This window comes from Allobosea sp. GW822-FHT05A11 (assembly GCF_058800455.1).
Genome location: NZ_JBXAMI010000003.1, coordinates 98,223 through 122,754, shown reverse-complemented (window position 1 = coordinate 122,754; position 24,532 = coordinate 98,223). Strand labels below are relative to the sequence as shown.

24 protein-coding genes are annotated in these 24,532 nt (G+C 66.6%); 14 read left to right on the top strand and 10 right to left on the bottom strand.

Features of this window, described 5'->3' with window-relative positions; translation table 11 throughout:
- Positions 1-3: 3 nt before the first annotated feature.
- From AC1RLU_RS10145 to AC1RLU_RS10130, 4 genes are read left to right on the top strand one after another with little or no spacing between them, the layout of a single operon-like run.
- Complete coding sequence (locus tag AC1RLU_RS10145) at positions 4-1,167, top strand: amidohydrolase/deacetylase family metallohydrolase (protein WP_113585936.1); 1,164 nt, start codon at positions 4-6, stop codon at positions 1,165-1,167.
- A gap of 6 nt (positions 1,168-1,173) precedes the next feature.
- On the top strand, positions 1,174-1,683 hold the full coding sequence (locus AC1RLU_RS10140) for a GNAT family N-acetyltransferase (protein ID WP_492795382.1): 510 nt from the start codon (positions 1,174-1,176) through the stop codon (positions 1,681-1,683).
- 47 nt (positions 1,684-1,730) lie between these two features.
- On the top strand, positions 1,731-2,189 hold the full coding sequence (locus AC1RLU_RS10135; protein ID WP_061964568.1) for a RidA family protein: 459 nt from the start codon (positions 1,731-1,733) through the stop codon (positions 2,187-2,189).
- The gene (locus AC1RLU_RS10130; RefSeq protein ID WP_061964566.1) at positions 2,186-3,307 is read left to right on the top strand and encodes an alanine racemase; all 1,122 of its coding nucleotides are present in this window, start codon (positions 2,186-2,188) and stop codon (positions 3,305-3,307) included. The genes AC1RLU_RS10135 and AC1RLU_RS10130 overlap by 4 nt, the downstream gene beginning before the upstream one ends.
- A 1-nt stretch (position 3,308) precedes the next feature.
- Here AC1RLU_RS10130 and AC1RLU_RS10125 read toward each other — a convergent pair whose 3' ends face one another.
- The 6 genes from AC1RLU_RS10125 to AC1RLU_RS10100 all read right to left on the bottom strand — a co-directional run bounded on the left by AC1RLU_RS10125 (position 3,309) and on the right by AC1RLU_RS10100 (position 9,898).
- The gene (locus AC1RLU_RS10125) at positions 3,309-3,899 is read right to left on the bottom strand and encodes a hypothetical protein (protein ID WP_492795380.1); all 591 of its coding nucleotides are present in this window, start codon (positions 3,897-3,899) and stop codon (positions 3,309-3,311) included.
- Positions 3,900-3,982: 83 nt separating this feature from the next.
- Positions 3,983-4,711, bottom strand: a complete 729-nt coding sequence (locus AC1RLU_RS10120) for a DUF1028 domain-containing protein (protein WP_492795378.1) — start codon at positions 4,709-4,711, stop codon at positions 3,983-3,985.
- Positions 4,712-4,722: 11 nt separating this feature from the next.
- Positions 4,723-6,522: a gamma-glutamyltransferase family protein gene (locus AC1RLU_RS10115; RefSeq protein WP_492795376.1), complete on the bottom strand. Its 1,800-nt coding sequence runs from the start codon at positions 6,520-6,522 to the stop codon at positions 4,723-4,725.
- A 17-nt stretch (positions 6,523-6,539) separates the two neighbouring features.
- Positions 6,540-7,421, bottom strand: a complete 882-nt coding sequence (locus tag AC1RLU_RS10110; RefSeq protein ID WP_061964559.1) for an ABC transporter permease — start codon at positions 7,419-7,421, stop codon at positions 6,540-6,542.
- Positions 7,421-8,365 carry an ABC transporter permease gene (locus AC1RLU_RS10105; RefSeq protein WP_492795374.1) on the bottom strand — a complete coding sequence of 315 codons (945 nt, stop codon included), beginning with the start codon at positions 8,363-8,365 and terminating at the stop codon, positions 7,421-7,423. Before AC1RLU_RS10105 ends, AC1RLU_RS10110 begins: the two co-directional genes overlap by 1 nt.
- Positions 8,366-8,392: 27 nt before the next feature.
- On the bottom strand, positions 8,393-9,898 hold the full coding sequence (locus tag AC1RLU_RS10100; protein WP_492795372.1) for an ABC transporter substrate-binding protein: 1,506 nt from the start codon (positions 9,896-9,898) through the stop codon (positions 8,393-8,395).
- Between the two features lie 303 nt (positions 9,899-10,201).
- Between AC1RLU_RS10100 and otnK the strand changes: the two genes are divergently transcribed.
- Genes otnK through AC1RLU_RS10085 form a run of 3 tightly spaced genes read left to right on the top strand, consistent with a single transcriptional unit; the run spans position 10,202 to position 14,420 of the window.
- Positions 10,202-11,467, top strand: coding sequence for a 3-oxo-tetronate kinase (otnK, locus tag AC1RLU_RS10095; protein WP_492795371.1), 1,266 nt, complete (start codon positions 10,202-10,204; stop codon positions 11,465-11,467).
- 59 nt (positions 11,468-11,526) lie between these two features.
- Positions 11,527-12,861 (top strand): malonyl-CoA decarboxylase, encoded by a 1,335-nt coding sequence (locus tag AC1RLU_RS10090; RefSeq protein ID WP_091855775.1) that lies wholly within the window; start codon positions 11,527-11,529, stop codon positions 12,859-12,861.
- Positions 12,862-12,890: 29 nt separating this feature from the next.
- Positions 12,891-14,420, top strand: a complete 1,530-nt coding sequence (locus tag AC1RLU_RS10085) for a malonate--CoA ligase (RefSeq protein ID WP_492795370.1) — start codon at positions 12,891-12,893, stop codon at positions 14,418-14,420.
- 123 nt (positions 14,421-14,543) lie between these two features.
- On the opposite strand, the gene AC1RLU_RS10080 is transcribed toward AC1RLU_RS10085, so the two are convergent.
- Both AC1RLU_RS10080 and AC1RLU_RS10075 read right to left on the bottom strand, forming a co-directional pair.
- The gene (locus AC1RLU_RS10080; RefSeq protein ID WP_061964549.1) at positions 14,544-15,308 is read right to left on the bottom strand and encodes an MBL fold metallo-hydrolase; all 765 of its coding nucleotides are present in this window, start codon (positions 15,306-15,308) and stop codon (positions 14,544-14,546) included.
- Positions 15,309-15,404: 96 nt separating this feature from the next.
- The gene (locus AC1RLU_RS10075) at positions 15,405-15,998 is read right to left on the bottom strand and encodes an NADPH-dependent FMN reductase (RefSeq protein ID WP_061964548.1); all 594 of its coding nucleotides are present in this window, start codon (positions 15,996-15,998) and stop codon (positions 15,405-15,407) included.
- A gap of 76 nt (positions 15,999-16,074) precedes the next feature.
- Here AC1RLU_RS10075 and soxR point away from each other — a divergent pair, with 76 nt between their 5' ends.
- Complete coding sequence (soxR, locus tag AC1RLU_RS10070; protein WP_492795368.1) at positions 16,075-16,530, top strand: redox-sensitive transcriptional activator SoxR; 456 nt, start codon at positions 16,075-16,077, stop codon at positions 16,528-16,530.
- Positions 16,531-16,533: 3 nt separating this feature from the next.
- On the opposite strand, the gene AC1RLU_RS10065 is transcribed toward soxR, so the two are convergent.
- Positions 16,534-17,334 (bottom strand): creatininase family protein, encoded by an 801-nt coding sequence (locus tag AC1RLU_RS10065; protein ID WP_492795367.1) that lies wholly within the window; start codon positions 17,332-17,334, stop codon positions 16,534-16,536.
- Positions 17,335-17,482: 148 nt separating this feature from the next.
- Here AC1RLU_RS10065 and AC1RLU_RS10060 point away from each other — a divergent pair, with 148 nt between their 5' ends.
- Genes AC1RLU_RS10060 through AC1RLU_RS10050 form a run of 3 tightly spaced genes read left to right on the top strand, consistent with a single transcriptional unit; the run spans position 17,483 to position 20,228 of the window.
- Complete coding sequence (locus AC1RLU_RS10060) at positions 17,483-18,514, top strand: ABC transporter substrate-binding protein (protein WP_492795366.1); 1,032 nt, start codon at positions 17,483-17,485, stop codon at positions 18,512-18,514.
- Between the two features lie 35 nt (positions 18,515-18,549).
- Positions 18,550-19,356 (top strand): ABC transporter ATP-binding protein, encoded by an 807-nt coding sequence (locus AC1RLU_RS10055; protein ID WP_492795364.1) that lies wholly within the window; start codon positions 18,550-18,552, stop codon positions 19,354-19,356.
- 59 nt (positions 19,357-19,415) lie between these two features.
- Positions 19,416-20,228 carry an ABC transporter permease gene (locus AC1RLU_RS10050; RefSeq protein ID WP_492796197.1) on the top strand — a complete coding sequence of 271 codons (813 nt, stop codon included), beginning with the start codon at positions 19,416-19,418 and terminating at the stop codon, positions 20,226-20,228.
- 17 nt (positions 20,229-20,245) lie between these two features.
- Here the strand turns inward: AC1RLU_RS10050 and AC1RLU_RS10045 are convergent, their stop codons facing one another.
- Entirely contained in the window at positions 20,246-21,103 is an 858-nt protein-coding gene (locus AC1RLU_RS10045; RefSeq protein ID WP_492795363.1) for a hypothetical protein, read from the bottom strand.
- Between the two features lie 302 nt (positions 21,104-21,405).
- Here AC1RLU_RS10045 and AC1RLU_RS10040 point away from each other — a divergent pair, with 302 nt between their 5' ends.
- From AC1RLU_RS10040 to AC1RLU_RS10030, 3 genes are read left to right on the top strand one after another with little or no spacing between them, the layout of a single operon-like run.
- Complete coding sequence (locus AC1RLU_RS10040; RefSeq protein ID WP_061964535.1) at positions 21,406-22,551, top strand: ABC transporter permease; 1,146 nt, start codon at positions 21,406-21,408, stop codon at positions 22,549-22,551.
- Positions 22,552-22,568: 17 nt separating this feature from the next.
- Positions 22,569-23,384: an ABC transporter ATP-binding protein gene (locus tag AC1RLU_RS10035; RefSeq protein ID WP_492795362.1), complete on the top strand. Its 816-nt coding sequence runs from the start codon at positions 22,569-22,571 to the stop codon at positions 23,382-23,384.
- A 3-nt stretch (positions 23,385-23,387) separates the two neighbouring features.
- Positions 23,388-24,530 carry an MlaD family protein gene (locus AC1RLU_RS10030; protein WP_492795360.1) on the top strand — a complete coding sequence of 381 codons (1,143 nt, stop codon included), beginning with the start codon at positions 23,388-23,390 and terminating at the stop codon, positions 24,528-24,530.
- Positions 24,531-24,532: the final 2 nt, after the last annotated feature.

Genomic DNA, 24,532 nt, shown 5'->3' with positions numbered 1-24,532 from the left:
GACATGACCCACGATCTCATCCTGAAGGGCGGCCGCGTCATCGACCCCTCCCAGAAGCATGACGGCATCCTCGATGTCGCCTTCACGGACGGCAAGGTCTCCGGCTTCGGCAAGGACCTGAAGGGCGCCAAGGAAATCCGCGACGTCTCCGGCTACATCGTCTCGCCTGGCCTGATCGACCTGCACACCCATGTCTACTGGGGCGGCACCTCGCTCGGCATCGACGCGGACGAATTCTGCCGCGTTTCCGGCGTCACCACCTCGGTCGATACCGGCTCGGCCGGCCCCGGCAACTGGGCCGGCTTCCGCAAGCACGTCATCGAGCCGAGCCAGGCCCGCATCCTCGCCTATCTCCACGTCTCGCATGCCGGCATCTACGGCTTCGACCACCGCGTCATGGTCGGCGAGAGCGGCGACATGCGCATGATGAACCCGATCGACTGCGCCAAGGTCGCCGACGAGAACCGCGACTACATCGTCGGCATCAAGGTCCGCGTCGGCCTGCATGCCTCGGGCGACCAGGGCACCAAGCCGCTGAACATCGCGCTGCAGGTCGCCGACGAGGTCGGGATGCCCCTGATGTGTCATATCGACCATCCGCCGCCATCCTATGAGGAAGTCATCGGCATGCTCCGGCCGGGCGACGTGCTGACCCATGCCTTCCGCCCGTTCCCGAACGCGCCCGCGACCGCGCAGGGCACGGTGAAGCCGGAGGTCCTGGCCGCCCGCAAGCGCGGCGTCATCTTCGATATCGGCCACGGCAAGGGGTCGTTCTCCTTCAAGACCACCCGCGCCATGCTGGCCAACGGCTTCGAGCCGGACGTGATCTCGTCCGACGTGCACAAGCTCTGCATCGACGGCCCCGCCTTCGACCAGGTCACCACCATGTCGAAGTTCCTCTGCATGGGCATGAGCCTGAGCAACGTCATCGCCGCCTCGACGGTGAACGCCGCCATGGCGCTGAAGCGCCCGGAATACGGCTCCCTCAAGGTCGGCTCGCTCGGCGACGCGACGATCCTGACCGTGAAGGAAGGCAAGTTCGACTATGTCGACGTCGTCGGCGAGCACCTGATCGGCGACAGGAAGTTCGTCTCCGAGGGTGTCGTGCTCAAGGGCAAGTGGTGGCACCCGAAGCGGACCGGCAAGTTCCCGAAGGTCGCGGCGTAGGCTTCCATGTCACGCGAAACGGGCTGGCGCCGCATGGCGCCGGCCGATCTGCCGGCCGTGATGGCGATCGCCGCCGTCGTGCATCCGGATTATCCCGAGGACGAGGCGGTCTTCGCCGAGCGGCTGAAACTGGCGCCCGAGGGGTGTCATGTGCTGTCCGGTGAAGGCGGGGCGCTGCAGGGCTATCTCGTCAGCCATCCCTGGCCGGCCGGCGCTGTCCCGGCCCTGAATTCCCTGCTGGGAGGCATCCCGCCTGGCGTCGCCAACTGGTATCTTCACGACCTCGCGCTGCTGCCGGCGGGGCGCGGCGCCGGCGCGGCGGGAGCGATCGTCGCCGCGATCGCCCGTCACGCTGCCGGAGCCGGTTATACGAGCCTGGCGCTGGTCGCGGTCAACGATTCGACCGGCTTCTGGCGCCGGCAGGGTTTTCGCGAGGTGCATGAGCCCGCGCTTGATCGCAAGCTTGCGAGCTATGACGATGCGGCCCGCTATATGCGCCGCGATATGAATGGCTGATGCGACAGGCATCGGCGAGAAAAGACCGACGTGAGGAGAGAAACGCCATGAGCGCCGAAGACAGGCTGAAGGAACTGGGGCTGACCCTGCCGGACGTGCCGACGCCGGTCGCGACCTATGTCAGCTTCAAGCAGGTCGGTGATCTGGTCTATCTCTCGGGCCAGGGTCCGAAGCGGGCTGACGGCACCTATCCGACCGGCAAGGTCGGCAAGGACGTCACGATCGAGGAAGCCTACCAGCACGCGCGCCAGACCGGCCTCGGCCTGCTCGCGGCGATGAAGAAGGCGGTCGGCTCGCTCGACAAGGTCGAGGTGGTCAAGCTGCTCGGCATGGTCAATGCGGTCCCCGATTTCGCCGATCAACCCAAGGTCATCAATGGCTGCTCGGACCTGTTCGTCGCCGTTCTCGGCGACCGTGGCCGCCACGCCCGCTCGGCCGTCGGCATGGGCTCGCTGCCCAACAACATGACCGTCGAGATCGAAGTCATCATCAAGGTGCTGCCATGACCGTCACTGCGACCACCTCAAAGGCCGTCGACCAGCCGGCCGCCACCCCGCTCGCGGCCGAGATCGCCCGCGTCTACGGCACGCCCGCCGTGGTGATCGATCTCGACAAGGTCGATGCCAATATCGCCCGCCTCCAGGCGGCCTGCGACGCCGCCGGCGTCGCCAATCGCCCGCATATCAAGACGCATAAATCGCCCGAGCTGGCGCGGCTCCAGATCGAGGCCGGCGCCCGCGGCATCACCTGCCAGAAGCTCGGCGAGGCCGAGGTGATGGCGGATGGCGGCATCGACGACATCCTGATCAGCTACAACATCATCGGCGAAGAAAAGCTGGGGCGCCTGGGGGCCCTGCAAAGACGCGTCCGGATGATCGTCGCCGCCGACAACCCGGTCACCATCTCCGGCCTGCCGCGGGCCGGCGAGATCGCGGGCCGCGATCTGGAAGTCGTCATCGAATGCGATACCGGCCGCAAGCGCGCCGGCGTCGAGACGCCGAACGAGGCGATCGAGCTGGCGAAGATGGTCGCGGCCTCGCCCGGCCTGCGCTTCGCCGGCTTGCTGATGTACCCGCCGGAGGATGGCTGGGAGCGGACGCAAGCCTTCCTCGACACGGTCAATGCCGGCCTGCGCGATGCCGGCCTCAAGGCCGATATCGTCTCGACCGGCGGCTCGCCGAACATCCCCAACATGGGCAAGCTGAAGGGCTCGACCGAGCATCGCTCGGGCACCTCGATCTTCAACGATCGCATGCAGATCGCGGCCGGCGTCGCCACGCTCGAGGATTGCGCGCTCACCGTCTACGCGACGGTGGTGAGCCGGGCAGGCCCGGAGCGCGGCATCCTCGATTCAGGCTCGAAGACGCTGACCAGCGACAAGGGCAATCTCGACGGCCACGGCTATATCCTCGAATACCCCGCGGCACGGATCGCGCAGTTCGCCGAGGAGCACGGCTTCCTCGACCTCTCCGCCTCGAACAAGCGCCCGCTCGTCGGCGAGGTCGTGCGGGTTGTGCCGAACCATGTCTGCGTCGTCGTCAACATGGTCGACCGCCTGATCACCGTGCGCGGCGACAAGCTGATCGGGGAATTGCCGGTCGCGGCGCGGGGCAAGCTGACCTGAGTCAGTTCTGCAGGATCTTCGATCCCTTGATCGTGACATTGCCGGACGCCTTGGCTTCGAGGCGTCCGGAAGCCTTGAGGGCGATATCGCGCCCCTGCAATTCGATGCTGCCATCCTTCTTCATGCCCAGCCTGGCATCGCCGCTTTTCAGCGAAGCAGCATCGGCACTTTCGATCGCAAGCGTCTTGCCGACACTGACGGCCATGCCCGCTCCGACGCTCATGGCCATCTCCTTGCCGGTCGTGATGGCGAAGTTCTGCCCGCTGTCGATATCGCAGCCCACCGCCGCAGCGACGCTGAAGCTCCGGGTTTCGAACGAGGCTTCATGACCGCTGCTGATGCGCAGGCGGTTGCCGACGACCATGGTGGCGTTGGCGCCTGCGGTCACGGCGAGGTTGGCGCCCGCGGTCAGCGTCATCACGCTGCCCGCGGTGAGCGCAATGCCCATCCCGCAATTGATGGTCAGCGAGCCCGGCGCGTTGATCACGACATTGCCGCCGCGATCCGCCGATATCGCCTGCAGCAGGGCTGCAACCTGCGCCTCCAGCGTGGCGATGCGCTTCTGGAGGGCTTCGGTGTTCGGATCGGCCATCGCATTCCCCGCTCGTCGGCATGACAGGATGACGAAGCGTCACCCTATCACGCACCAAGCGCGTCGAGAATGCATTTGGCCGGTCAGCTTTCCGGGTGCCGAGCGTTCCAGGCAGCCGCATATTCCGTGCAGAGACGATCGAGCTCGGCCCGGTCGGTGACGCCGGCGGGGCGCCCGCGCGAGGGCGAGGCCTGCTGGAACGGCACCGAGCGCTGATGCGCCACGCGCCAGAGCCGCCGCAACTCCTTCAGCGGGTCCGTGTGGTCGTCGACGCGGATATCGATGCTCGGCACCGGTTCACCGGCCCAGATGCGGATCGCGGCGGACTGCTTGCCGCGCTTGTCGCCGCCGGCCTTCTCGCCGGCTTCCAGCGCCACGAGAAGGCGCTCGTCGAAATCGAGCGCCGAGGAGGCGATATAGGCCTTCAAGGTCTCCTGCACGACGTCAGGCCCGGAGAGCATGTTGCCGGCGACCGAGACCTGCGGCCCGTCGACGGCGCCGCACCAGTCGATGCAGGCGGCGCCCGTGTGCGAGGCGATCTTGCCGTCGCGGTCGATGACATGAAGCTGGCGATGGGCGCGGCCTTCGTCGGCAGCCGTCAGCGTCGCGATGATCTCGACGGCTGGGCGCCCCTCCTGCAACAGCCTGAGGCCGTCGACCCCGTAGAGTGGATTGACGAAGGCCTGTGTCGCGATCGCCCCGATCCGCCCGCCGCCATAGGGTACGCGGGCGCCGACGGCGAAGGCGCAGGTCGAGACGGCGACGCCGTAGGCGCCGGTCGCGGCGTCGCGGGCGACGATGGACCAGGTCATGCGATTATCCTTCAGCGGCCGGCGGCATAGGCCTGCATCAGACGCGGCGTCGCGGCGGCGCGCAAGAGCCCGTCATCACCGCGTTCTGCCGCAGTGAGCCGCCCGACCGTCCAGGCCGGCGCCTTCTCGACGGCATGGCCGCGGCGCTCGAGCTCGGCGAGTGCCGCAGTGCCGATGCTCTCCTCGATCATCATGTGGCCCGGCCGCGACGAGCGCGGGTAGAAGGAGGAGGGGAAATGCTGAGTGTGGAACAGCGGCAGGTCGATCGCCTCCTGCAGGTTGAGGCCGTGATGGACGCGGCGTAGGAACAGGCCGAGCTGCCACTGTTCCTGCTGGTCGCCGCCCGGCGTGCCGAAGGCGAGGCGGGGCTTGCCGCTCTCGAAGGCGATCGAAGGCGTCAGCGTCGTGCGCGGCCGCTTGCCCGGCGCGAGCGAGGAGGGCAGGCCCTCTTCCAGCCAGAACATCTGGGCGCGCGAATTCAGCGGGAAGCCGAGTTCCGGAATGACCGGCGAGGATTGCAGCCAGCCGCCGGACGGCGTCGCCGCGATCATGTTGCCCCATTTGTCGATGACATCGATATGGACGGTGTCGCCCTTGCGGCCGGCGGCGACCATCGAGGCCATGGTCGGCTCGCCGACGCTGGCGCCGCCCTGTGTCGGCTGAGCGATGGCGCCGAGCGCCTTCATCGCGTGCGCGACCTGCGCCTCGTAGCCGGAGACGATGCCCGGACGCAGCTCCAGCGAGGCGCGCTCGCCGATCAGCCCGCGCCGCCCTGCCGCGTAGTCGTCGGAGAGCAGCGTCGCCAGCGGCACCTTCACGAAATCCGGGTCGCCGTAATAGGCTTCGCGGTCGGCGAAGGCGAGCTTCATCGCCTCGACGACGTGATGCACGAAGTCCGGGCTTGCCGGTCCCATCCCGGCGAGGTCGACGCCTTCGAGAATCTTCAGCGTCTGCAGGAAGGCCGGGCCCTGGCCCCAAGGGCCGATCTTGAAGACCTCCCAGTCGTGATAGCTGACCGAGGTCGGCGTCTCGTAGGTCGGTTTATAGTTCGCCATGTCCTGCGCGGTCAGCAGGCCCTTGTTGCGCCGGCCGGAGGAATCCATCACCTCGGTCGTGCGGCAGAAGCGGTCCATCGCCTCGGCGACGAAGCCCTTGTACCAGGCGTCATAGGCGCCCTGGATCTGCTCCTGCCGGTCGCTGCCCTTGGCTTCCGCCTCGGAGAGGATGCGCTTGTAGGTCTCGGCCGCGGCCTTGTTGGCGAAGAGCTTACGGGCTTCCGGCACATGCCCGCCGGGCAGATATACCTCTCCCGAGGTCGTCCACTCGTTGGTGAAGAGGTCGGTCAATTCCCGGATCGAATCCGAGACGCGCGGCAGCATCGGGTGGCCGTTCTCGAAATAGCCGATCGCGGGTTCGAGAACGTCGCGCAGCTTCAATCGGCCATGGTCGCGCAGCAGCGTCATCCAGCCGCCGAAGGCACCCGGGATGACGGTGGCGAGCAGGCCGGAGCCGGGGATGAGGTCGAGGCCGAGTGCCTTGTAGGCCGCGATGGTGGCGGCCTGCGGGGCCGGTCCCTGCGCGCAGAGCGTCTCGACCTTCCCGGTTTCGGCCGAATAGAACACGGCGGGCATGTCGCCGGCCGGGCCGACGAGATGCGGCTCTACGACTTGCAGCACGAAGGCGGCGGCGGAGCAGGCATCGAAGGCGTTGCCGCCCTTTTCCAGCATCGCCATGCCGGATGCGGTGGCGAGCCAGTGCGTCGAAGTCACGACGCCGAACGTGCCGAGGATTTCGGGGCGGGTGGTGAACATGGGCGTATCCCTGAAGCCTAATTTTCTTTTGGATCGAGCGCGTCGCGCAGGCCGTCGCCGAGCAGGTTGAAGCCGAGCACGGCGAGGAAGATGCAGATGCCCGGCGCCACCGACATCCACGGCGCCTGCTCCATGAAGTTCTTGGCGACGTTGAGCATCTGGCCCCAGGAGGGTGACGGCGGCTGCTGGCCGAGGCCGAGGAAGGAGAGGGCTGCTTCCAGGATGATCGCCTGCGCCATGAACAATGTCGACTGCACCACGATGGGGGACAGGGTGTTGGGCAGGACATGGCGGAACATCAGCCGGAGGTCGCGGGCGCCGACCGCCCGTGCCCCCTCGACGAAATCCTCGGCCTTGACGCTCATCACCTGGCCGCGGATCAGCCGGATGAAGATCGGCACCGCCGACAGGCCGATCGCGATCATCGCATTGGTCAATGACGGGCCGAGCACCGCCGCGAAGGCGATGGCGAGGATCAGGAACGGGCAGGCGAGCAGGGCCTCGGTGACGCGCGAGATCACGATGTCGATCCAGCCGCCATACCAGCCCGCCAGCAGCCCGAAGGGCAGGCCGATCGCGACCGCGATCAGCACCGAGACGATGCCGGCGAGGAGCGAAGCCTGCGCGCCGTAGAACAGCCGCGTGACCTGGTCGCGGCCGAGCTCGTCCGTGCCGAACCAGTAGAGTTCCGAGGGCGGCTTGCGGATGGCGAGGAAGTTCGACTTGAACGGATCGGCCAGGGGCAGCACTGGCGCGAGCACCGCCATCAGCAGGAAGGCCAGCACGATGCTGCCGCCGATCAATGCCGATTTGTTGCGGATCAGCCGGGCGAGCACGCCGGGGCGGGCGCTGACGCCGCTTGCGGCGCCGGTCGATGAGATGGAATCGAGCGATGCCATCAGCCAGCCCTCAGACGCGGGTTGACGACGACGTAGAGGATATCGGCGATGAGGTTCATCAGGATGAAGCCGATGGCCGTGCACAGCACCACGCCCTGCACCACGCCGTAGTCGCGGTTGAACACGGCATCGACGATCAGCTTGCCGAAGCCGGGAATGGTGAAGACCTGCTCGGTCAGCACCGCTCCCGCCAGCAATTCGCCGAAGAGCAGGGTGGTCAGCGTGATGATCGGCATCAGCGCGTTGCGCAGGGCGTGGCGGTGGATGACGGTATCCTCGTCGAGCCCCTTGGCGCGGGCGGTCCGGACATAGTCCGAGCGCAGCACCTCCAGCATCGCCGAGCGGGTATGGCGCATCAGGAAGGCGGCGAGCCCGTTGCCCAGCACGAAGGCCGGCATGATCAGCCGCTGGATCGCCTCCCAGGGGTGGACGAAGATCGATTCATAGCCCGAGGCTGGCAGCCATTTCAGGTGCACCGAGACCAGCAGGATCAGCATGATCCCGAACCAGAAATTCGGGATCGACAACCCCGACAGCGCGACCGCGCTGGCGGAGTAGTCGACGACCGTGCCCTTGCGCCGCGCCGCGAGGATGCCGATCGGAATGCCGATGACGATCGCGACGAGGATCGAGGCCGTGGCGAGCTGGATCGTCACCGGCAGCTTCTGCAGGATCAGCCCGAGCACCGGCTCGCCGGTGCGCAGCGAGCGGCCGAAATCGCCCTGCACGACCTGCCCCAGCCAGGCGAAGAACTGGACGATCACGGGATCGTCGAGGCGGTAGATCTCGCGCAGGCGCGCGATCACCTCGGGGTCGCGCTCCTCCCCGGCGATGACGAGGAAAGGGTCGCCCGGCAGCGCGCGCTGCAGGGCGAAGACGAAGAGCGATACCAGGAAGAGCGTCGGTATCGCGATCAGGATGCGGCGGAGGATGAGCGTGGCCATGGGCCACCCGTCACGGCATGAGCGCCCTCACGAGCGCTTCAGCCCGGCCAGCCGGATCATCCCGTCCGGATTGATCGCGAAGCCCTGGATATTGGAGCGCATCGCGAAGAACACCGTCTGATTGTAGAGATAGATGATCGGCAATTCGTCCTGCAGGATTTTCTGCGCGGCGTCGTAGCGCTTCTTCCGCTCGGCCGGCTCATAGATCGTGCGGGCCTCGTCGAGCAGCTTGTCGACCTCCGGATTGGCGTATTTGCCGTCGTTCTGGTTGCCCTTCGAATGGGCGAAGGGGTGGATGTTGCCGTCGGGGTCGATGCGGCCGGACCAGCCGACGCGGCTCATCTGGAACTTGCCCTGCTGCTGGTCGCGCAGCTGGCTGGCGAATTCGGTCGAGCGGATCTGGATGTCGATGCCGGCTTCCTGCGCCATCGCCTGGATCACCTGCCCGAGCTGGGCGTCGACCGGGTTGTTGGTGACGAAGAGCTCGACCGATACCTTGGACTGTCCGGCCTCCTTGAGCAGCGCCTTCGCCTTGGCGAGGTCGCGGGCCGGAATCGGCAGATCGGCGCTGACGTAGAAATTGCCGGGGTTGAAGGGCTGGTTCGATGGCGCATAGAGCCCCTCGAACACGACCTGGCTCAGCACCTTGCGGTCGATCGACAGCGAGAGCGCCTGACGCACGCGCTTGTCCTTGCCCATCGGCTGGTTGGCAGCCTCGCCGTTATTGGTGTTGATGGTGATGCCCTGGTAGCCGAGATTGGCGACGCTCTCGACCTTGAGCGACTTGTCCGATTGCGCGGATTTCACGTCGGTGGGGGCCAGCCGCTCCAGCATGTCGAGCTCGCCCGAGCGCAGATTGGCGAGGCGGACCGTCGTGTCGGGAATAGCGCGGTAGAGGATGCGGTCGAAGCTGTATTTGTCGGCCTCCCAATGCTCCTTGAACTTCTCCAGCACGATCCGGTCGTTCTGGACGCGCTCGACGAATTTGTAGGGGCCGGAGCAGATCGGCTTGGCCGCGACGTCGCCGGAGAGGCTCTTGGGCGAGAGCATCATGCCGGCGCGGTCGGTGAGCTGCGAGAGCAGCGTGGCGTCCGGGCGCTTGAGCTTCAGCACCAGCGTGGTGGCATCGGGCGCCTCGATTGTGTCGACCGAGGCGAGTTCGGCCTTGCGCAGCGAATCGGGCAGGGTACGGGCACGCTCGAGATTGGCCTTGGCGGCCTCGGCGTTGAAGGCTTCGCCATCGTGGAACTTCGCATCGCTGCGCAGCTTCATCGTCAGCGTCAGGCCATCAGCGGAGAAGTTCCATTCGGTCGCCAGCCGCGGCACCAGCTTCAGCTCCGGCGTGATGTCAACCAGCCGGTCGCACAGCCCCATGAAGACGATGCGGCCGACGAAGGTCCGCGCCTTGTGCGGATCGAGCATGTCGGGGTCTTCCTGCAGCCCGATCCGCAGGGTCGACGGGGCCTGTGCCAGCGCCGGCACTATCGCGAGCGCGAGTGCGGCAGCCGAGATCGCAACCTTCAAAAGCTTCATCTTTTTCCCCTCGTTCCGGACGTTGTCGGCGAACGTTCCCGCCGCGTCATCAGCGGGTCGTCCTGCTCAATTCGTTCCTTGTGGCACTAACCTGACTCAGATCGCGCGCGCCGTCGATGATGCGCCGCATCAATTCGCAGGCAGCCTTGCCTGTCCCATGGGCAGGCAAGGCTTTGCCGGGAAACGGGGTTCCATGTCCGGGGCGGGCGTGCACGATGCGGCCATGACGGTCGTCACCTGCGCCGGCAGAGGCTAGAACGGCGTTCGACAAGGCAAGGCCCGCGCGGGCAGGGGAGATTGGGCATGCTGCTGGGCGTGATCGCCGACGATATGACGGGCGCGACCGATGTCGCGCTGATGCTGAACCGGGCGGGCATGCGCACCGTTCAGGTCATCGGCGTGCCTCCGGCCGGCTCCGCCCTGCCGGAGGCCGATGCCGTCGTCGTCGCGCTGAAATCGCGGACCAACCCGGTCGCGGAGGCCGTCGCGGATTCGCTTGCCGCCTGCGAGGCGCTGCTGAAGGGCGGCGCGCGCCAGATTCTGTTCAAACACTGCTCGACCTTCGATTCGACGGCGGAAGGCAATATCGGGCCGGTGGCGAATGCACTGGCGGAGCGCCTCGGCGCCAAGCTCGCCATCGTCTGCCCGGCTTTCCCGGCGAATGGCCGCTCGATCTATCAGGGCTATCTTTTCGTCGGCGCGGTGCCGCTCCACGAAAGCTCGATGAAGGATCACCCGCTGACGCCGATGCGGGATTCGAACCTGATGCGATTGATGTCGGTTCAGGCGAAGACCGATGTCGGCCTCGTCGACTACGCCACGGTACTCGCCGGCCCCGCCGCGGTGAAGTCGCGCCTCGCCAAATTGCAGGCCGACGGCGTCCGCTATGCTGTGACCGACGCCCTGACCAACGAGGACCTGATGACGCTCGGCCACGCCGTGTCGGAGCATGTCCTGCTGACCGGAGGCTCCGGCATCGCGATGGGCCTGCCGCAGAATTTCCGCCGCGCTGGCCTCTTGCCGGAACGCCCGGGTCCGGTGGAACTACGGGCGCCGGCCGGCCGTGCCGGCATCATTTCCGGCAGTTGCTCGACTGCGACGCGCGGCCAGATCAAGGCGGCGCTGGAGGCAGGCTATCCCGCGCTCAAGGTCGATCCCTTCGCTCTGGTCGATGGCAGCCAGAATGCGGAAGGCCTTGCCGCCTGGGCGCTGGCGCAGCCGGCCGACAAGCCGTTCCTCGTCTATTCCAGCGACGACCCGGCCGAGGTCGCGGCGGTGCAGGACAAGCTCGGCCGCGAGAAGGCCGGCAGCATCGTCGAGCACGCCTTTGCCGAGGTCGCGCGGCTGCTTGCCGAGGGCGGCGTGACGCGGCTTCTCGTCGCGGGCGGCGAGACCTCGGGCGCGACGGTGCTCGGCCTTGGCATCCGCACGCTGGAAATCGGCCCTGAAATCGATCCCGGCGTGCCCTGGACGCGCGTGGTCGACGGGCCGGAGATGGTCGTGGCGCTGAAATCCGGCAATTTCGGCACGCCGGACTTCTTCCTGAAAGCCTGGAGCCTGCTGCGCTGATGCCCGATTTGCCTGCGCTGAATCTCGTATAGGATCAGCCTTCCGAACTGGGAGCCGGCATGGATATGGCATTTCTCGGCGAACTCCTGACCAACGTGGCGGATCGCGGCCGCGCGCTGATCGGCTTCGAGCGTTTCCTCGGCAACCGCTCGCGCCCGATCGACAAGCTCTGCGAGGACCTGCTCTCCGGCCGCGGCGAGGCGTCGGGCATGGCGCTGGCGCAGGCCGTGCTGGAAGCCTTCCAGCGCCTCGACAAGCCTGGCCGGCTCGCCTTCTTCACCATGCTGCGGGAGCGCTTCGGTCCCGATCACGAGCGGCTCGACGCGGCGATCGAGGCCTATCGCGCCAAGCCCTATCCGGCGACCGTCGCTGCCCTGCATCAGGCGTCCGAGCCGCGCCGGCAGGAGCTGTTTCGTCGCCTGAACCTCGCCCCCGAGGGCACCCATGTGCTGGTGCGGATGCGCGAGGCCCTGTTCGAGGCCATTGCGGCCGAGCCGGAGCTCAAGGGCATCGACGAGGATTTCCGCCATCTCTTCGGCTCCTGGTTCAACCGCGGCTTCCTCGTCCTGCGCCGCATCGACTGGCGCACGCCGGCGAACGTCCTGGAGAAGATCATCCGCTACGAGGCGGTCCATGAGATCCAGGGCTGGGATGATCTGAGGCGCCGGCTGGAGCCGGCGGATCGTCGCTGCTTCGCCTTCTTCCACCCCCAGCTCGTCGACGACCCCCTGATCTTCGTCGAGGTTGCGCTGACCGGCGATATCCCGCGCAGCATCGGCGAAGTTCTGGAGCCCGAGCGCGAGGTCCTCCCCGCGCAGCAGGCGACGACGGCGGTGTTCTATTCGATCTCGAACTGCCAGGAGGGCCTGCGCGGCATCTCCTTCGGTAATTTCCTGATCAAGCAGGTGGCCGAGGACCTCAAGCGCGAACTGCCGGGGCTCGACACCTTCGTCACGCTCTCGCCGGTGCCCGGCTTCGCGCGCTGGTTGGCCGGTGTTGCGGAAGAGCCGGGCGATCTCGTTCTCACCAACGAAGAGCGCGCCGAACTGGCCCGCCCGGCCGGCGAGACGATTTCGCTCGACGAGGCCACACGGGCGCGCCGCGACAAGCTGCTCGGCCAGATGATGGCGCAGTACATGCTGCGGGCGCGCACCGCGTCTGGCCGCGTGATCGATCCGGTCGCGCGCTTCCATCTCGGCAACGGCGCACGGCTGGAGCGCATCAATGTCGGCGGCAATCTCTCGGCGCGAGGCCTGCGCGAGTCGCACGGCGTGATGGTCAATTACCGCTATGACCTCGACGACATCGAGACCAATCACGAGGCCTTCGCCACCCGCAACACGGTGGTGGCCTCGTCGAGTGTGCGCAAGCTGCTGCGCCCGGCCACAAGCTGATACGGAAACGCCTGAAAGGACCCGAAATCATGGGCAATCACCTCTTCGACCTGATCCGCTCGCGCATGCCGGCGCCCGACGCGCCCTTCGCGCTGCTCGATGACGGCAGGCGTTTCTCCTATGGCGACATGGTTGCGGTCTCAGCGCGCTTCGCCGATGCGCTGGTCGGGCTCGGCGTTAAGCCGGGCGATCGCGTCGCCGTCCAGGTCGAGAAGAGCTTCGAGGCGCTGATGCTCTATCTCGGCACGGTCCGGGCCGGCGCGATCTTCCTGCCGCTCAACACCGCCTATACCCCGGCGGAGATCGAGTATTTCCTGGGCGACGCCGAGCCTGCGGTCTTCGTCTGCGATCCCGCCAAGGCCGAGCCCTTGCGCCCCTATGCCGAGAAGGCCGGCGCGAAGCTCGAGACGCTCGGCATCGGCAACGGCAGCCTGCTCGACAAGGCCAATGCCGCGTCGAGCGACTTTACCGACGTCGCGCGCGGGCCGGACGATCTCGCCGCGATCCTCTACACCTCCGGCACGACAGGCCGCTCCAAGGGCGCGATGCTCAGCCACGACAACCTGTCCTCCAACGCGCTGGCGCTGGTCGACTACTGGCGCTTCACGAAGGGCGACGTGCTGCTGCACGCCTTGCCGATCTTCCATACCCACGGGCTCTTCGTGGCGACCAACGTGATCCTGCTTGCCGGCGCCTCGATGATCCTGCTGCCCAAGTTCGATCCCGAGCAGGTCTTCAAGTACCTGCCGCAGGCGACGAGCATGATGGGCGTGCCGACCTTCTATGTCCGCCTGCTTCAGGACGCCCGCCTCAGCAAGGAGGCGACCAGGCATATGCGCCTCTTCGTCTCCGGCTCGGCGCCGTTGCTGGCCGAGACGCATCGTGAATGGCGCGACCGCACCGGCCACGCCATCCTCGAGCGCTACGGCATGACCGAAACCAACATGAACACCTCGAACCCCTATGAGGGCGATCGCGTCGCCGGCACGGTCGGCTTTCCGCTGCCGGGAGTCTCGGCCCGCGTCACCGAGCCCGAGACCGGCAGGGAGATCGCCCGCGACGAGATCGGCATGATCGAGGTCAAGGGTCCCAACGTCTTCAAGGGCTACTGGCGCAATCCCGAGAAGACGGCCGCCGAGTTTAGGGCCGACGGCTTCTTCATCACCGGCGATCTCGGCAAGATCGATCCCGCCGGCTACGTCCATATCGTCGGGCGCGGCAAGGACCTGATCATCACCGGCGGCTACAACGTCTATCCCAAGGAAGTCGAGACCGAGATCGACGAGATGCCGGGCGTGATCGAGAGTGCCGTCATCGGCGTGCCGCATCCGGATTTCGGCGAGGGCGTTACCGCGTGCGTGGTCTGCAAGCCCGGCGCCGAGATCACCGCGAAGGGGATCGCCGCGGCGCTGGAGCAGCGTCTCGCCAAGTTCAAACAGCCCAAGCAGGTCTTCGTCGTCGCCGAGCTGCCGCGCAACACCATGGGCAAGGTCCAGAAGAACCTGCTGCGCGAGCAGTACAAGGACATCTACGCCAAGCAGCTCAAGGCGGGGGAGTAACGGCCCCGCACGTCATTCTCGGGCGAAGCATGGCTTCGACCCGAGAATCTCATGCAGGAAGAGGCGCCTCTCCTTCCAGAGATGCTCGGGTCGAGCCCGAGCATGACGGCTGGCTCGGCCGGATCAAACAAGCGCCGGCACGCCGAGTTCGATCGTCTCGCCATCGGCGGGGATGCGCAGGCGTCGCGTGTCGACGCCGCGTGCCTTCGCCGCCTTGCGCAAGGCGGCACGGCTGACGGTGGCGTGGTCGAGCGCCTCCATATGCGTCGCGATGATCGTCGCGAGCGGGAAGGCCTCGGCGAGGTCGAGGGTCTGCTCGTCATCCATCACGATGAGCGTGTTGTCCCACATCGCCCCGCAGGAATGGCTGACGATCACGTCGGGGCCCGTCGCCGTCGCGGCGTCGCGCAGCGGCGGATAGAGCACGCTGTCGCCGCACCAGTAGAGCGTCGGCTCGCCCGGCGCCTCGAAGCTCAGGCCCATCACCGGCCCCATCTTCTCGACGACCGAGCCGGTGCCATGCTGAGCCGCGTGCCGCTTCAGGATGATCGGTCCCAGCCTGACATAGCAGTCGACCGCCGTGATCGAGGAGAAGCCTGCCTGCGCGATCGCCGCCTCGTCGCCGGGCCGGCAGATGATCGGCAGGTTCTTCGGGATGCGCTCCTTGGCGACCTCGTCGAAATGGTCGGCATGGAGATGCGAGACGATCACGGTGTCGACGCCGGCGATGATATCCTCGATCGGTTCGGGCAGGTCGACCATCGGGTTCTGCGACCGCCCGGTGAAGGAGCGGCGGCTGTGCCGCGGCCCGAAATCGGGGTCGATCAGGAAGGTCCTGCCGCCGAAATCGAGTTTCAGCGTCGCGTTGCGGAGAAGTTTGAGCTTCATATCCGTTCCTCGTCCCAGGGGCAGGCATTGTTCCGCATCCCGCCACGGTGAGACCAGTTCGGATTTGTGAAGCTCTTTCCACGTTCGCGTGACGTATCAGGCCGCGGCGAACTGGCCGTAGGGCACGCTTTCGCGTGCCTTGCGCAGCGCGCTCGCCCACCAGTGGAGTTGCGCCAGCATCGTCGCCATCGCCTGTTCGGCCCGGTCGGCATCGCGCAAGGCGCCCTCCGCGTCGAAGCGGCTCCAGACATCGGCGAAGGCGACGCCGTCGCGGATCGGCGCGGCATGCAATTCCCCGAAGACGAGGCGCAACTGCTCGACGGCGCGCAGGCCCCCCGATATCCCGCCATAGGAGACGAAGCCGACCGGCTTGCCGCGCCATTCCGGCCCGACGGCGTCGATCAGGAACTTCAGGATCGCCGGATAGCCGCGGTTGTACTCGGGCGTCACCACGACGAAGCCGTCGGCCCAGCCGATGATGCTCCTGAGCTCTTCAAGCGCTGGGTGCTTGCCGCTGACATGGCGCGGGGGCAGGTCGATCTCGCCGGGGTCGACGACCGCGAGGTCGAACGGACCGTCGCCCGCGATCTGGGAGATCGCCCAGCCGGCGACCTTGTCGCAGAAGCGGCCTTCGCGGCTGCTGCCATAGATCAGGGCGAGCCTGATCCGCGTATCGACCTTCTGGTGCATGGAAACGCTCCGGTTTGCTTCACGGGAGCGGGGCTTATAGAACCTCAAGTAAGGTTAAGGTCAAGAGGCGTTTCCGATGTCCCAGCAGGCGCGTTTGCCGGGCGAGCTCAGCGTCGGCGATGTCGCGCGCCGCAGCGGGCTCGCCGTCTCGGCATTGCATTTCTACGAGGCGGAAGGGCTGATCCGCAGCCACCGTACGCAAGGGAATCAACGTCGCTATGCCCGCGAGGTGCTGCGCCGGGTCGCGATCATCAAGGTGGCGCAGCGCGCCGGCATTCCGCTGAAGACCATACGCGAGGCCTTCAAGGCGCTGCCGCAGGAGCGCACGCCGACCGTCGCCGACTGGACGCGGCTCTCGTCGGCCTGGAAGCAGGAGCTGGAACGCCGCATCGACCGCCTGACGCGGCTGCGCGATCAGCTCAACGGCTGCATCGGCTGCGGCTGTCTCTCGGTGCGGGATTGTCCGCTGCATAATCCGCTCGACCGCCTGGCCGAGGAGGGGCCGGGGCCGCGCCTCCTCGATCCGGAGTGAGGCTCAGCCCGCCTTGTAGAGCGTATCGAGCGGCATCCGCGCGACATCCGCCATCAACTGGGCGAAGCCCTTCGCCTGCAGCGCAGCCGTCGCCTTGCCTTTCGCCGCGGTCGCGAGGCTGGCATCGCCGGCCGCACCGGCGCGGTTCACGTCCTGCGCCATCCAGGCGAAGGCATGCGGGCCGGTCGGGCGCAGATGGGTATAGCCATCCTCGGCCATCGTCACCGTATGCGGCTTGAACAGCGCAGCCCGGCTCATGTCGACGAGGTCCGGCCGGAAATGCAGCATCAGCGAGGTCTCGACATCGCCGCCATGGATGCCGTGGCGGATGTCGAGTTCGCCATAGAGCCCGTCCGGCAGGCCGAAGGACATCCAGGCCGTGCAGACGGCGAGGATGCCGTGGTCGACGCGCAGCTCCCGTGCCGTGATCTTCATCGGGTCGACATTGCCGCCATGGGAGGTGATCAGCACGAGCTTGCGCAGGCCCGCCCGCTTCACGCTCTCGCCGATCTCGATCCAGGAGCGGACGGCGCTTTCCCAGCCGATCGTGACCGTGCCCGGCGAATGCAGATGCTCGTTCGACTTGCAGACGGCCTGCGTCGGCAGCACGAGCACGTCGAGATCATCAGGCACCAGCGGCATCGCCTCCTCCAGCATCCCGTTCATCACGGTGGTGTCGACCGAGACCGGCAGATGCGGGCCGTGCTGCTCGATCGCCGCCAGCGGCAGCACCGCGACGGTGCGGTCAGGCGAAAGCGTGGCGAAGTCGGAGCTCTTCAGGTCGCCCCAGAAACGTGCGGTCATGATCAGGCCTGTCAGGAGCCGATGCGATCGCCTTGTTTCTGTGCAGAAACCCGGCGGCACGGCGTTGCATTGTCCCGTCGTCCTATCGCATGGGATAAGGAGACGGGCCAGTGGCCGGGCCGGCCGCAGCGTGAGGGGAGAGAGCGAGATGACGACGATGAAATATCGCGTGAACCGGCGCGCCGCGCTCGGGCTGATCGGCGGCTCCACCGCGTCGCTGCTGATCCCCGTGCCGGGCGCGCGCGTCAACGCGCAGACGCTCGACAAGGTCAGCTACCAGACCAACTGGCGCGCCCAGACCGAGCATGGCGGCTTCTATCTCGCCGCCACCAACGGCATCTACAAGAAATACGGGCTCGACGTGGAGATCCGCCCCGGCGGCCCGCAGCAGAACCCGACCCAGCTCCTGCTCGGCGGCCGCGTCGACATGATCATGGGCAACTCGCTGGAGGCGCTGAGCTTCGCCCACGAGAACCTGCCCTTCCTCTGCATCGCCTCGATCTTCCAGAAGGACCCACAGGTCCTGATCTCGCATCCCGGCCAGGGCAACGACACGCTCGCCGATCTCAAGGGCAAGCCGATCCTGATCGCGGCGCAGGCCCGCGTCGGCTTCTGGCCCTTCCTGAAGCTGAAATTCGGTTTCCAGGACGAGCAGATCCGCCCCTACACCTTCAACATGGCGCCGTTCCTGGCCGACAAGAAGCTGACGCAGCAGGGCTTCCTCTCCTCCGAGCCCTTCGTCATCCGCAAGGCGGGCGTCGATCCGGTGGTGCATCTCCTCGCCGATGCCGGCTTCGAGAACTACAACACCACGATCACGCTCTCCCGGAAGATGGTGCAGGAGAAGAAGGACGTGGTGCATCGCTTCACCGACGCGACGCTGGAGGGCTGGGCCGAGTACATGAAGGGCGGCCCCGGCAACGAAGCCGCCAATGCCCGGATACTGAAGGACAATCCCGACATGGATCAGGAGAAGATCGATTACGCGCTCAAGGTGATGAACGAGCGCGGCATCGTCGTCTCCGGCGACGCCAAGACGCTCGGCATCGGCGCGATGACCGATGCGCGCTGGGCGAGCTTCTACAAGACGATGAGCGAGGCCGGCGTGGTTCCGGCCGGCGTCGACGTGAAGAAGGCCTATAGCCTCGACTTCGTCAACAAGGGCATCGGCAAGGGCTGAGCCGGACGAGCGCTGCTGAAAAGATGACTGCGACGATGGATGAGACGAAGCCGCAATCCGCCGCGAGCACTCCGCTGGTGGCGGTCCGGCATGTCTCCAAGCAATTCGCGAACGGCACGCTTGCCGTTCGCGACGTCGATCTCGAACTCGGGGCAGGGCAGTTCATAAGCCTGCTCGGTCCATCCGGCTGCGGGAAGTCCACGCTGCTGCGCATGATCGCAGGGCTGGGCGCGCCGACAACCGGCGCGATCACCTGGCCGGGCGAGACCGGCGAGGCGCAAGGGAACGCCGGCCATGGCGGACGCGATCTCGGCTTCGTCTTTCAGGACCCGACGTTGATGCCCTGGGCCAGCGCGCTGGCCAACGTCATGCTGCCGCTCAAGCTGAAGGGCGTCGCCCGCGCCGAGGCCGAGGCGCGCGCCGCCGAGATGCTGGCGCTGGTGGGGCTCAAGGGTTTCGAGAAGTCATACCCACGCGAGCTATCCGGCGGCATGAAGATGCGGGTCTCGATTGCGCGTGCGCTGGTGATGCGGCCGAAGATCCTGCTGATGGACGAGCCCTTCGCGGCTCTCGACGAGATCACCCGCCATCGCCTCAACGACGACCTGCTGGCTTTGTGGGAGCGCGAGCGCTTCACGGCCGTCTTCGTCACGCATTCGGTCTTCGAATCCGTCTATCTCTCGCAGCGTATCGTGGTGATGGCGGCCAGGCCCGGCCGGGTCATGGCCGACCTTTCGGTCGATGCTGCCTATCCCCGCGACGACCTGTTCCGGACCTCCGGCGAATACGCCCATCTCTGCCGCGTCGCCTCCACCAAGCTGAAGGAGGCGATCGGCCAATGAGCGTGCCCGTCGAAACGCCGAGGTCCGGTGGCACGGATGCGCAGGCACTGCCCGTCGCCATGGCAGGGGCCCGCATCCTCGGCCTGCCGGTCAGCGTCTGGCCGCGTATCCTCGCCCCGCTGGTGATCGGCGTCGCCGTGCTGGCGCTCTGGGAGTTCGCGGTCCGCTGGAACGATATTCCTCATTATGTCCTGCCGGGGCCGATCCTGGTCGGCCAGACGCTGGTCGCGGACTGGGGCACGCTCTCCGGCTCGCTCTGGGTCACGCTGAAGATCACCTTCATGGCGCTCGCCGCGGCGGTCGTCGTCGGCGTGACGCTAGCGGTGCTGTTCAGCCAGTCGAAATGGCTGGAAATGGCGCTGCTCCCTTATGCCGTCATCCTGCAGGTCACGCCGATCGTCGCCATCGCCCCACTGATCATCATCTGGGCCAACGATATCGACCTGTCGCTGCTGATCTGCGCCTGGATCGTCGCCTTCTTCCCGATCCTGTCGAACACCATCCTCGGGCTGAATTCGGCCGACCACAATCTGGTCAACCTGTTCGAGCTCTACGGCGCCTCACGCTGGCAGACGATGCGCTATCTCAAGCTGCCGGCGGCGCTACCGTACTTTCTGGCGGGGTTGAAGGTATCAGGCGGCCTCGCGCTGATCGGCGCGGTGGTCGCGGAGTTCGTCGCCGGCACCGGCGGCAGCGCTTCGGGGCTGGCCTATCGCATCCTGGAGGCGGGCTATCAGCTCAAGATTCCCCGCGTCTTCGCGGCGCTGGTGATGATCTCGCTCTCGGGCGTCGCGATCTTCCTGGCCACGAGCCTGATATCGCACCTGCTGCTGCATCGCTGGCACGAAAGCGCGATCCGGCGCGAGAACTGAGCTGCTGGCAGCCGGACCTAGACGAAATAGGCGAGCTTGCGATCAGCCGGCAGAGCGTCGATCTCGCGCAGGGTGGTTTCCCGGGGGCTCGCCGCCGGGCGTGCGGGTTCCGGTTGTGTGTCGACCGGATCGCTGAAGACGATATCGTCGTCGAGCAACGGAACGGTGGCGAAACGCGCTTCGGCCGCCATCCGGCCGGTGAACTCCAGCGGGACCGGCTCGCGGCCCCCGGTTGCGACGTCGATATCCTCATAATGGCGCGGCGCGGAGGAGGGAGCCGGCACGGTCATCGCTTCCGCGGTGGCAGCCATCGCCTCGAAGCTCACGCTGCTCTCGCGCGCGGCTTCACCGAAGGCCCGCAGGCTCGAATCCAGCATGGCGATGGTGTCGGCGATCTTGTCGATGCGCTGGACCACGCTGTCGACGATGCCGATCGCCGTCGAGATTTCGGCGGCGCGGCGGTCGAGCGCGTCGCAGGCCTCGTCGTCCGCTCCGGTCTCGCGCAGGCCCCAGGCGGCCTCCTGGATGCTCTCGGTCGCGGCGAGCACCGAGCCGGCAGCCTTCTCGATCTGGGCGGCGAGCCCGGACGAGCGGGCCTCGGCCTTGCCGCTGATGCGTTCGAGATCGGTGCGCAGGTCGCTGATCAGCGCGGCCGCCTCGATCAGGTTGGTCTCTCGGCTCGTCTCCTGCACGCCGAGCCCGACGACCCGTTCGATCCGCTGGATCGCGCCGAGCAGTTGCAGCGTATCCGCCTGCCGGTTGCGCTTGGCATATTCGACCATGAACCAGCGGCCACGCGCCGTCTCCATGACCGCGGCTTCGATCGCCTCGTAATCCGCCTCGGTCAACGGTGTCAGCGAGCGCGCGTCGCCCATGACGAATCTGCCTTCGAAGGACCGGCCGAATCAGCAAGGCGGTCGTGACGGGATGGCCCGAGCCTGCCTTGCGATTTCTTAAGGAATTGCTGCCCGCGCCCGGATCTGGAACAAACCGCCGGCGAAGCGGCCGGTTCGCGTGCCTCCGGGGCTTCGGCAACGGAGCGGAAGCTGCTGGAATGCCCGATGCTTGCCAAGTGGGCGCGGCACGGCAATACAGGGCATGGGGTGGAGGATGGTGCGGCCGGCGACGCGCGGTCGCACGAGGCTGTTTTGGCCAGGGACAAGGACCTCACGGCGACATGGCGAGCCTCGATACCGCCGAACCGCAGGCGACCTTCCGCGATGATGCGGGCACGCTCGCGGTGGCGCTCTCGGGCTCGTGGAGCGCCGACCGCGGGCCCCGCATCGAAGAGCTGGTCGGCGAGATCACCGAGCGCCTGAACGAAACGCCCGGAGCCCGCATCGACCTGTCGGAGGTGACGCGGCTCGACACGCTCGGCGCCTATGTCCTCAATCGCCTGAAGGCACGGCAGGAGAGGGACGGCGCAGCGGTCGAGCTCGTCAGCAGCAGGCCCGAGCACGGTATCCTCCTGTCCGAGGTCCAGGTCCATGATGACGACCCTCCGAAGCCGCATCGGCATTTCAGGATCGTCGATGTCCTCGTCGATATCGGCGAGGGGGTGGTGCGCTTCGGCCGCGACATGGTGGGCGGTGCCATGTTCCTCGGCGAGGTCGTGGTCGGTTCGGCCAGCGTCGTCCTCGGCCCGCGCAAGTTCCGGGGGCCATCGCTGGTCAACCAGATCGAGCTGATCGCCTTCAACGGCGCGCCGATCATCATGCTGATCTCGTTCCTCGTCGGCTGCATTGTCGCGCAGCAGGGCATCTTCCAGCTCCAGCAATTCGGCGCCTCCGCCTTCGTCGTGAACCTGACCGGCATCCTGATCCTGCGCGAACTCGCGGTGCTGTTGACCTCGATCATGATCGCGGGGCGTTCGGGCTCGGCTTTCACCGCCGAGATCGGCTCGATGAAGATGCGTGAGGAAATCGATGCCTTGCGCGTGATGGGGTTGGACCCGATCGAGGTGCTGATCGTGCCACGCATCCTCGCACTGATCATCTCGCTGCCGATCCTGACTTTCATCTCGGCGATGTCGGGACTGGTCGGCGCCGGGCTGGTGGCCTGGCTCTATGGCGGCATTGGCGTCGATACCTTCCTCGCCCGGCTGCAATCGGTCATCACCTGGAAGCATTTCGCTGTCGGCCTGATCAAGGCGCCCTTCATGGCTTTCGTCATCGGATTGATCGCCTCGATCGAGGGGCTCGCGGTCAAGGGCTCGGCGGAATCGCTCGGCCGTCAGGTCACGGCCTCGGTGGTGAAGGCGATCTTCATGGTCATCGTCGTCGACGGGCTCTTCGCCATGTTCTTCGCCTCGATCGAGTTCTGACGATGGCGCAACAAACCATGCCTCCTCCCGATCGGATTCAGGCACCCGGCGAGTCCGAGACCGTCATTCGCGTTCGCGACCTCAAGGTCGCCTTTGGTGACAAGGTCATCATGGACGGGCTCGATCTCGACGTGCTGCGCGGCGAGATCCTTGGCTTCGTCGGAGGCTCCGGCCAAGGCAAGTCGGTGCTGACGCGCACGATCCTCGGCCTCGTGCGCAAGCGACGCGGGACGATCGAGGTCTTCGGCGAGGATGTCGACGATCTCAACCTGCAGCAGCGCCGCGTGCTCGAGCGGCGCTTCGGCGTGATGTTCCAGCAGGGCGCGCTGTTCTCGGCCCTGACGGTCAAGCAGAACATCCAGGTGCCGATGCGGGAATACCTTCACCTTTCGCCCGATCTGCTCGACGAGCTGGCGATGGTGAAGCTCGATCTCGTCGGCCTGCCGCGGGACGCCGCCGACAAGGCACCGTCAGAGCTCTCGGGCGGCATGATCAAGCGGGCGGCGCTGGCCCGCGCGCTGGCGCTCGATCCCGAGATCGTCTTCCTGGACGAGCCGACATCGGGGCTGGACCCGATCGGCGCCGCCGAATTCGACGACCTCATCATGACCTTGAAGCAGACGCTGGGGCTGACCGTCTTCATGGTAACCCACGATCTCGACAGCCTGTATCATGCCTGCGACCGAATCGCCGCTCTGGCGGACAAGAAGGTGATCGCGGTCGGCACGCTGGCGACGATGCTGGCGTCCGATCATCCATGGTTGAAGGCCTATTTCGGCGGGGAGCGCGCCATGGCCAGGCTGCCGGCGGGAGAGCAGGGACAAAGCAGCTAGACGATGGAATCGCGCGCCAACTACGCACTCGTCGGTCTGTTCACGCTCGCGGTCCTCGCGGCGGCTTTCGGCTTCGTCTACTGGTTCAACAGCGGCGGAACCGGGCGCAAGGAAAATGTCCGCGTCATCTTCACGGGCACGGTGACGGGGCTGGGCCGTGGGTCGAGCGTGCTGTTCAACGGCTTGAGGGTCGGCGAAGTCACCAGTATCGAGCTGCAGCCGGACGATCCGCGCCGCATCTACGCGGTGATCCAGGTCGCCAGCACGACGCCGCTGCGCGACGACACGCGCGCGCGCATCGAGGCTCAGGGCCTGGCCGGCGTGGTCGCGCTGCAGCTTATCGGCGGCGATCCATCTGCGCCGGTGCTGATCGCCAAGCCCGGCGAGCCGATGCCGACGATCATCGCCGAGCGCTCCGAACTGCAGGATATCATCGAGACGGTCCGCAACGTTGCGCAGAGGGCCGATGGGATGCTCACGTCGCTCGACGGGTTGATCAAGCAGAACGCCACGCCGATCAACAACACCGTCCGCAATGTCGAGAAGTTCTCGCAGGCGCTCGGCAACAATGCCGAGGGTCTCGACAAGCTGATGGCCGGCTTCGGCAACATCGCCGAGACGATCCAGCCGCTCTCGCAGAAGCTGCAATCGCTGAGCGAGGAGCTGACCGCCGTGGTCCGCTCGGTCGATCGCGAGAAGGTCAGCAGTATCATTGCCAATGTCGACAAGTTCACCGGCGCGCTCGGCGGCTCCAGCGCTGACGTCGCGAAGGTGGTCAAGGACGCGGCCTCGATCTCGGCCAAGCTCGACAAGGCGGCCGATCAGGTCGAGGGCGTGCTGCAGGCGGCGAAGGGTTTCCTCGAATCCGGATCTGGTCCCGATGGTCGCAGCGCCTTCCAGGAGGTCGCGGATGCCGCCAAGTCGATCCGGACGCTGGCCGACAACCTCGACAAGCGCACGGCCGAGATCACGGCCGGCATCAGCCGCTTCACCGGGCCGGGCCTGCGCGATGTCGAGTCGCTGGCTGCCGACGGCAAGAAGACCCTGACGGAACTCAACCGCACCTTGCGGAATTTCGAACGCAACCCGCAGCAGTTCATTTTCGGTGGCAAGCCGCCGCTCCCCCAATACAACGGATCCCGCTAGCC

Coding starts and splice junctions, on each gene's coding strand:
- AC1RLU_RS10100 (WP_492795372.1), bottom strand. CDS start 9,898: ATGAAGCTTTTGAAGGTTGCGATCTCGGCTGCCGCACTCGCGCTCGCG.
- AC1RLU_RS10060 (WP_492795366.1), top strand. CDS start 17,483: ATGACGACGATGAAATATCGCGTGAACCGGCGCGCCGCGCTCGGGCTG.
- AC1RLU_RS10080 (WP_061964549.1), bottom strand. CDS start 15,308: ATGAAGCTCAAACTTCTCCGCAACGCGACGCTGAAACTCGATTTCGGC.
- AC1RLU_RS10055 (WP_492795364.1), top strand. CDS start 18,550: ATGGATGAGACGAAGCCGCAATCCGCCGCGAGCACTCCGCTGGTGGCG.
- AC1RLU_RS10035 (WP_492795362.1), top strand. CDS start 22,569: ATGCCTCCTCCCGATCGGATTCAGGCACCCGGCGAGTCCGAGACCGTC.
- AC1RLU_RS10065 (WP_492795367.1), bottom strand. CDS start 17,334: ATGACCGCACGTTTCTGGGGCGACCTGAAGAGCTCCGACTTCGCCACG.
- AC1RLU_RS10145 (WP_113585936.1), top strand. CDS start 4: ATGACCCACGATCTCATCCTGAAGGGCGGCCGCGTCATCGACCCCTCC.
- AC1RLU_RS10085 (WP_492795370.1), top strand. CDS start 12,891: ATGGGCAATCACCTCTTCGACCTGATCCGCTCGCGCATGCCGGCGCCC.
- AC1RLU_RS10115 (WP_492795376.1), bottom strand. CDS start 6,522: ATGTTCACCACCCGCCCCGAAATCCTCGGCACGTTCGGCGTCGTGACT.
- AC1RLU_RS10140 (WP_492795382.1), top strand. CDS start 1,174: ATGTCACGCGAAACGGGCTGGCGCCGCATGGCGCCGGCCGATCTGCCG.
- otnK (WP_492795371.1), top strand. CDS start 10,202: ATGCTGCTGGGCGTGATCGCCGACGATATGACGGGCGCGACCGATGTC.
- AC1RLU_RS10090 (WP_091855775.1), top strand. CDS start 11,527: ATGGATATGGCATTTCTCGGCGAACTCCTGACCAACGTGGCGGATCGC.
- AC1RLU_RS10135 (WP_061964568.1), top strand. CDS start 1,731: ATGAGCGCCGAAGACAGGCTGAAGGAACTGGGGCTGACCCTGCCGGAC.
- AC1RLU_RS10075 (WP_061964548.1), bottom strand. CDS start 15,998: ATGCACCAGAAGGTCGATACGCGGATCAGGCTCGCCCTGATCTATGGC.
- AC1RLU_RS10045 (WP_492795363.1), bottom strand. CDS start 21,103: ATGGGCGACGCGCGCTCGCTGACACCGTTGACCGAGGCGGATTACGAG.
- AC1RLU_RS10120 (WP_492795378.1), bottom strand. CDS start 4,711: ATGACCTGGTCCATCGTCGCCCGCGACGCCGCGACCGGCGCCTACGGC.
- AC1RLU_RS10040 (WP_061964535.1), top strand. CDS start 21,406: ATGGCGAGCCTCGATACCGCCGAACCGCAGGCGACCTTCCGCGATGAT.
- AC1RLU_RS10030 (WP_492795360.1), top strand. CDS start 23,388: ATGGAATCGCGCGCCAACTACGCACTCGTCGGTCTGTTCACGCTCGCG.
- soxR (WP_492795368.1), top strand. CDS start 16,075: ATGTCCCAGCAGGCGCGTTTGCCGGGCGAGCTCAGCGTCGGCGATGTC.
- AC1RLU_RS10130 (WP_061964566.1), top strand. CDS start 2,186: ATGACCGTCACTGCGACCACCTCAAAGGCCGTCGACCAGCCGGCCGCC.
- AC1RLU_RS10105 (WP_492795374.1), bottom strand. CDS start 8,365: ATGGCCACGCTCATCCTCCGCCGCATCCTGATCGCGATACCGACGCTC.
- AC1RLU_RS10050 (WP_492796197.1), top strand. CDS start 19,416: ATGGCAGGGGCCCGCATCCTCGGCCTGCCGGTCAGCGTCTGGCCGCGT.
- AC1RLU_RS10110 (WP_061964559.1), bottom strand. CDS start 7,421: ATGGCATCGCTCGATTCCATCTCATCGACCGGCGCCGCAAGCGGCGTC.
- AC1RLU_RS10125 (WP_492795380.1), bottom strand. CDS start 3,899: ATGGCCGATCCGAACACCGAAGCCCTCCAGAAGCGCATCGCCACGCTG.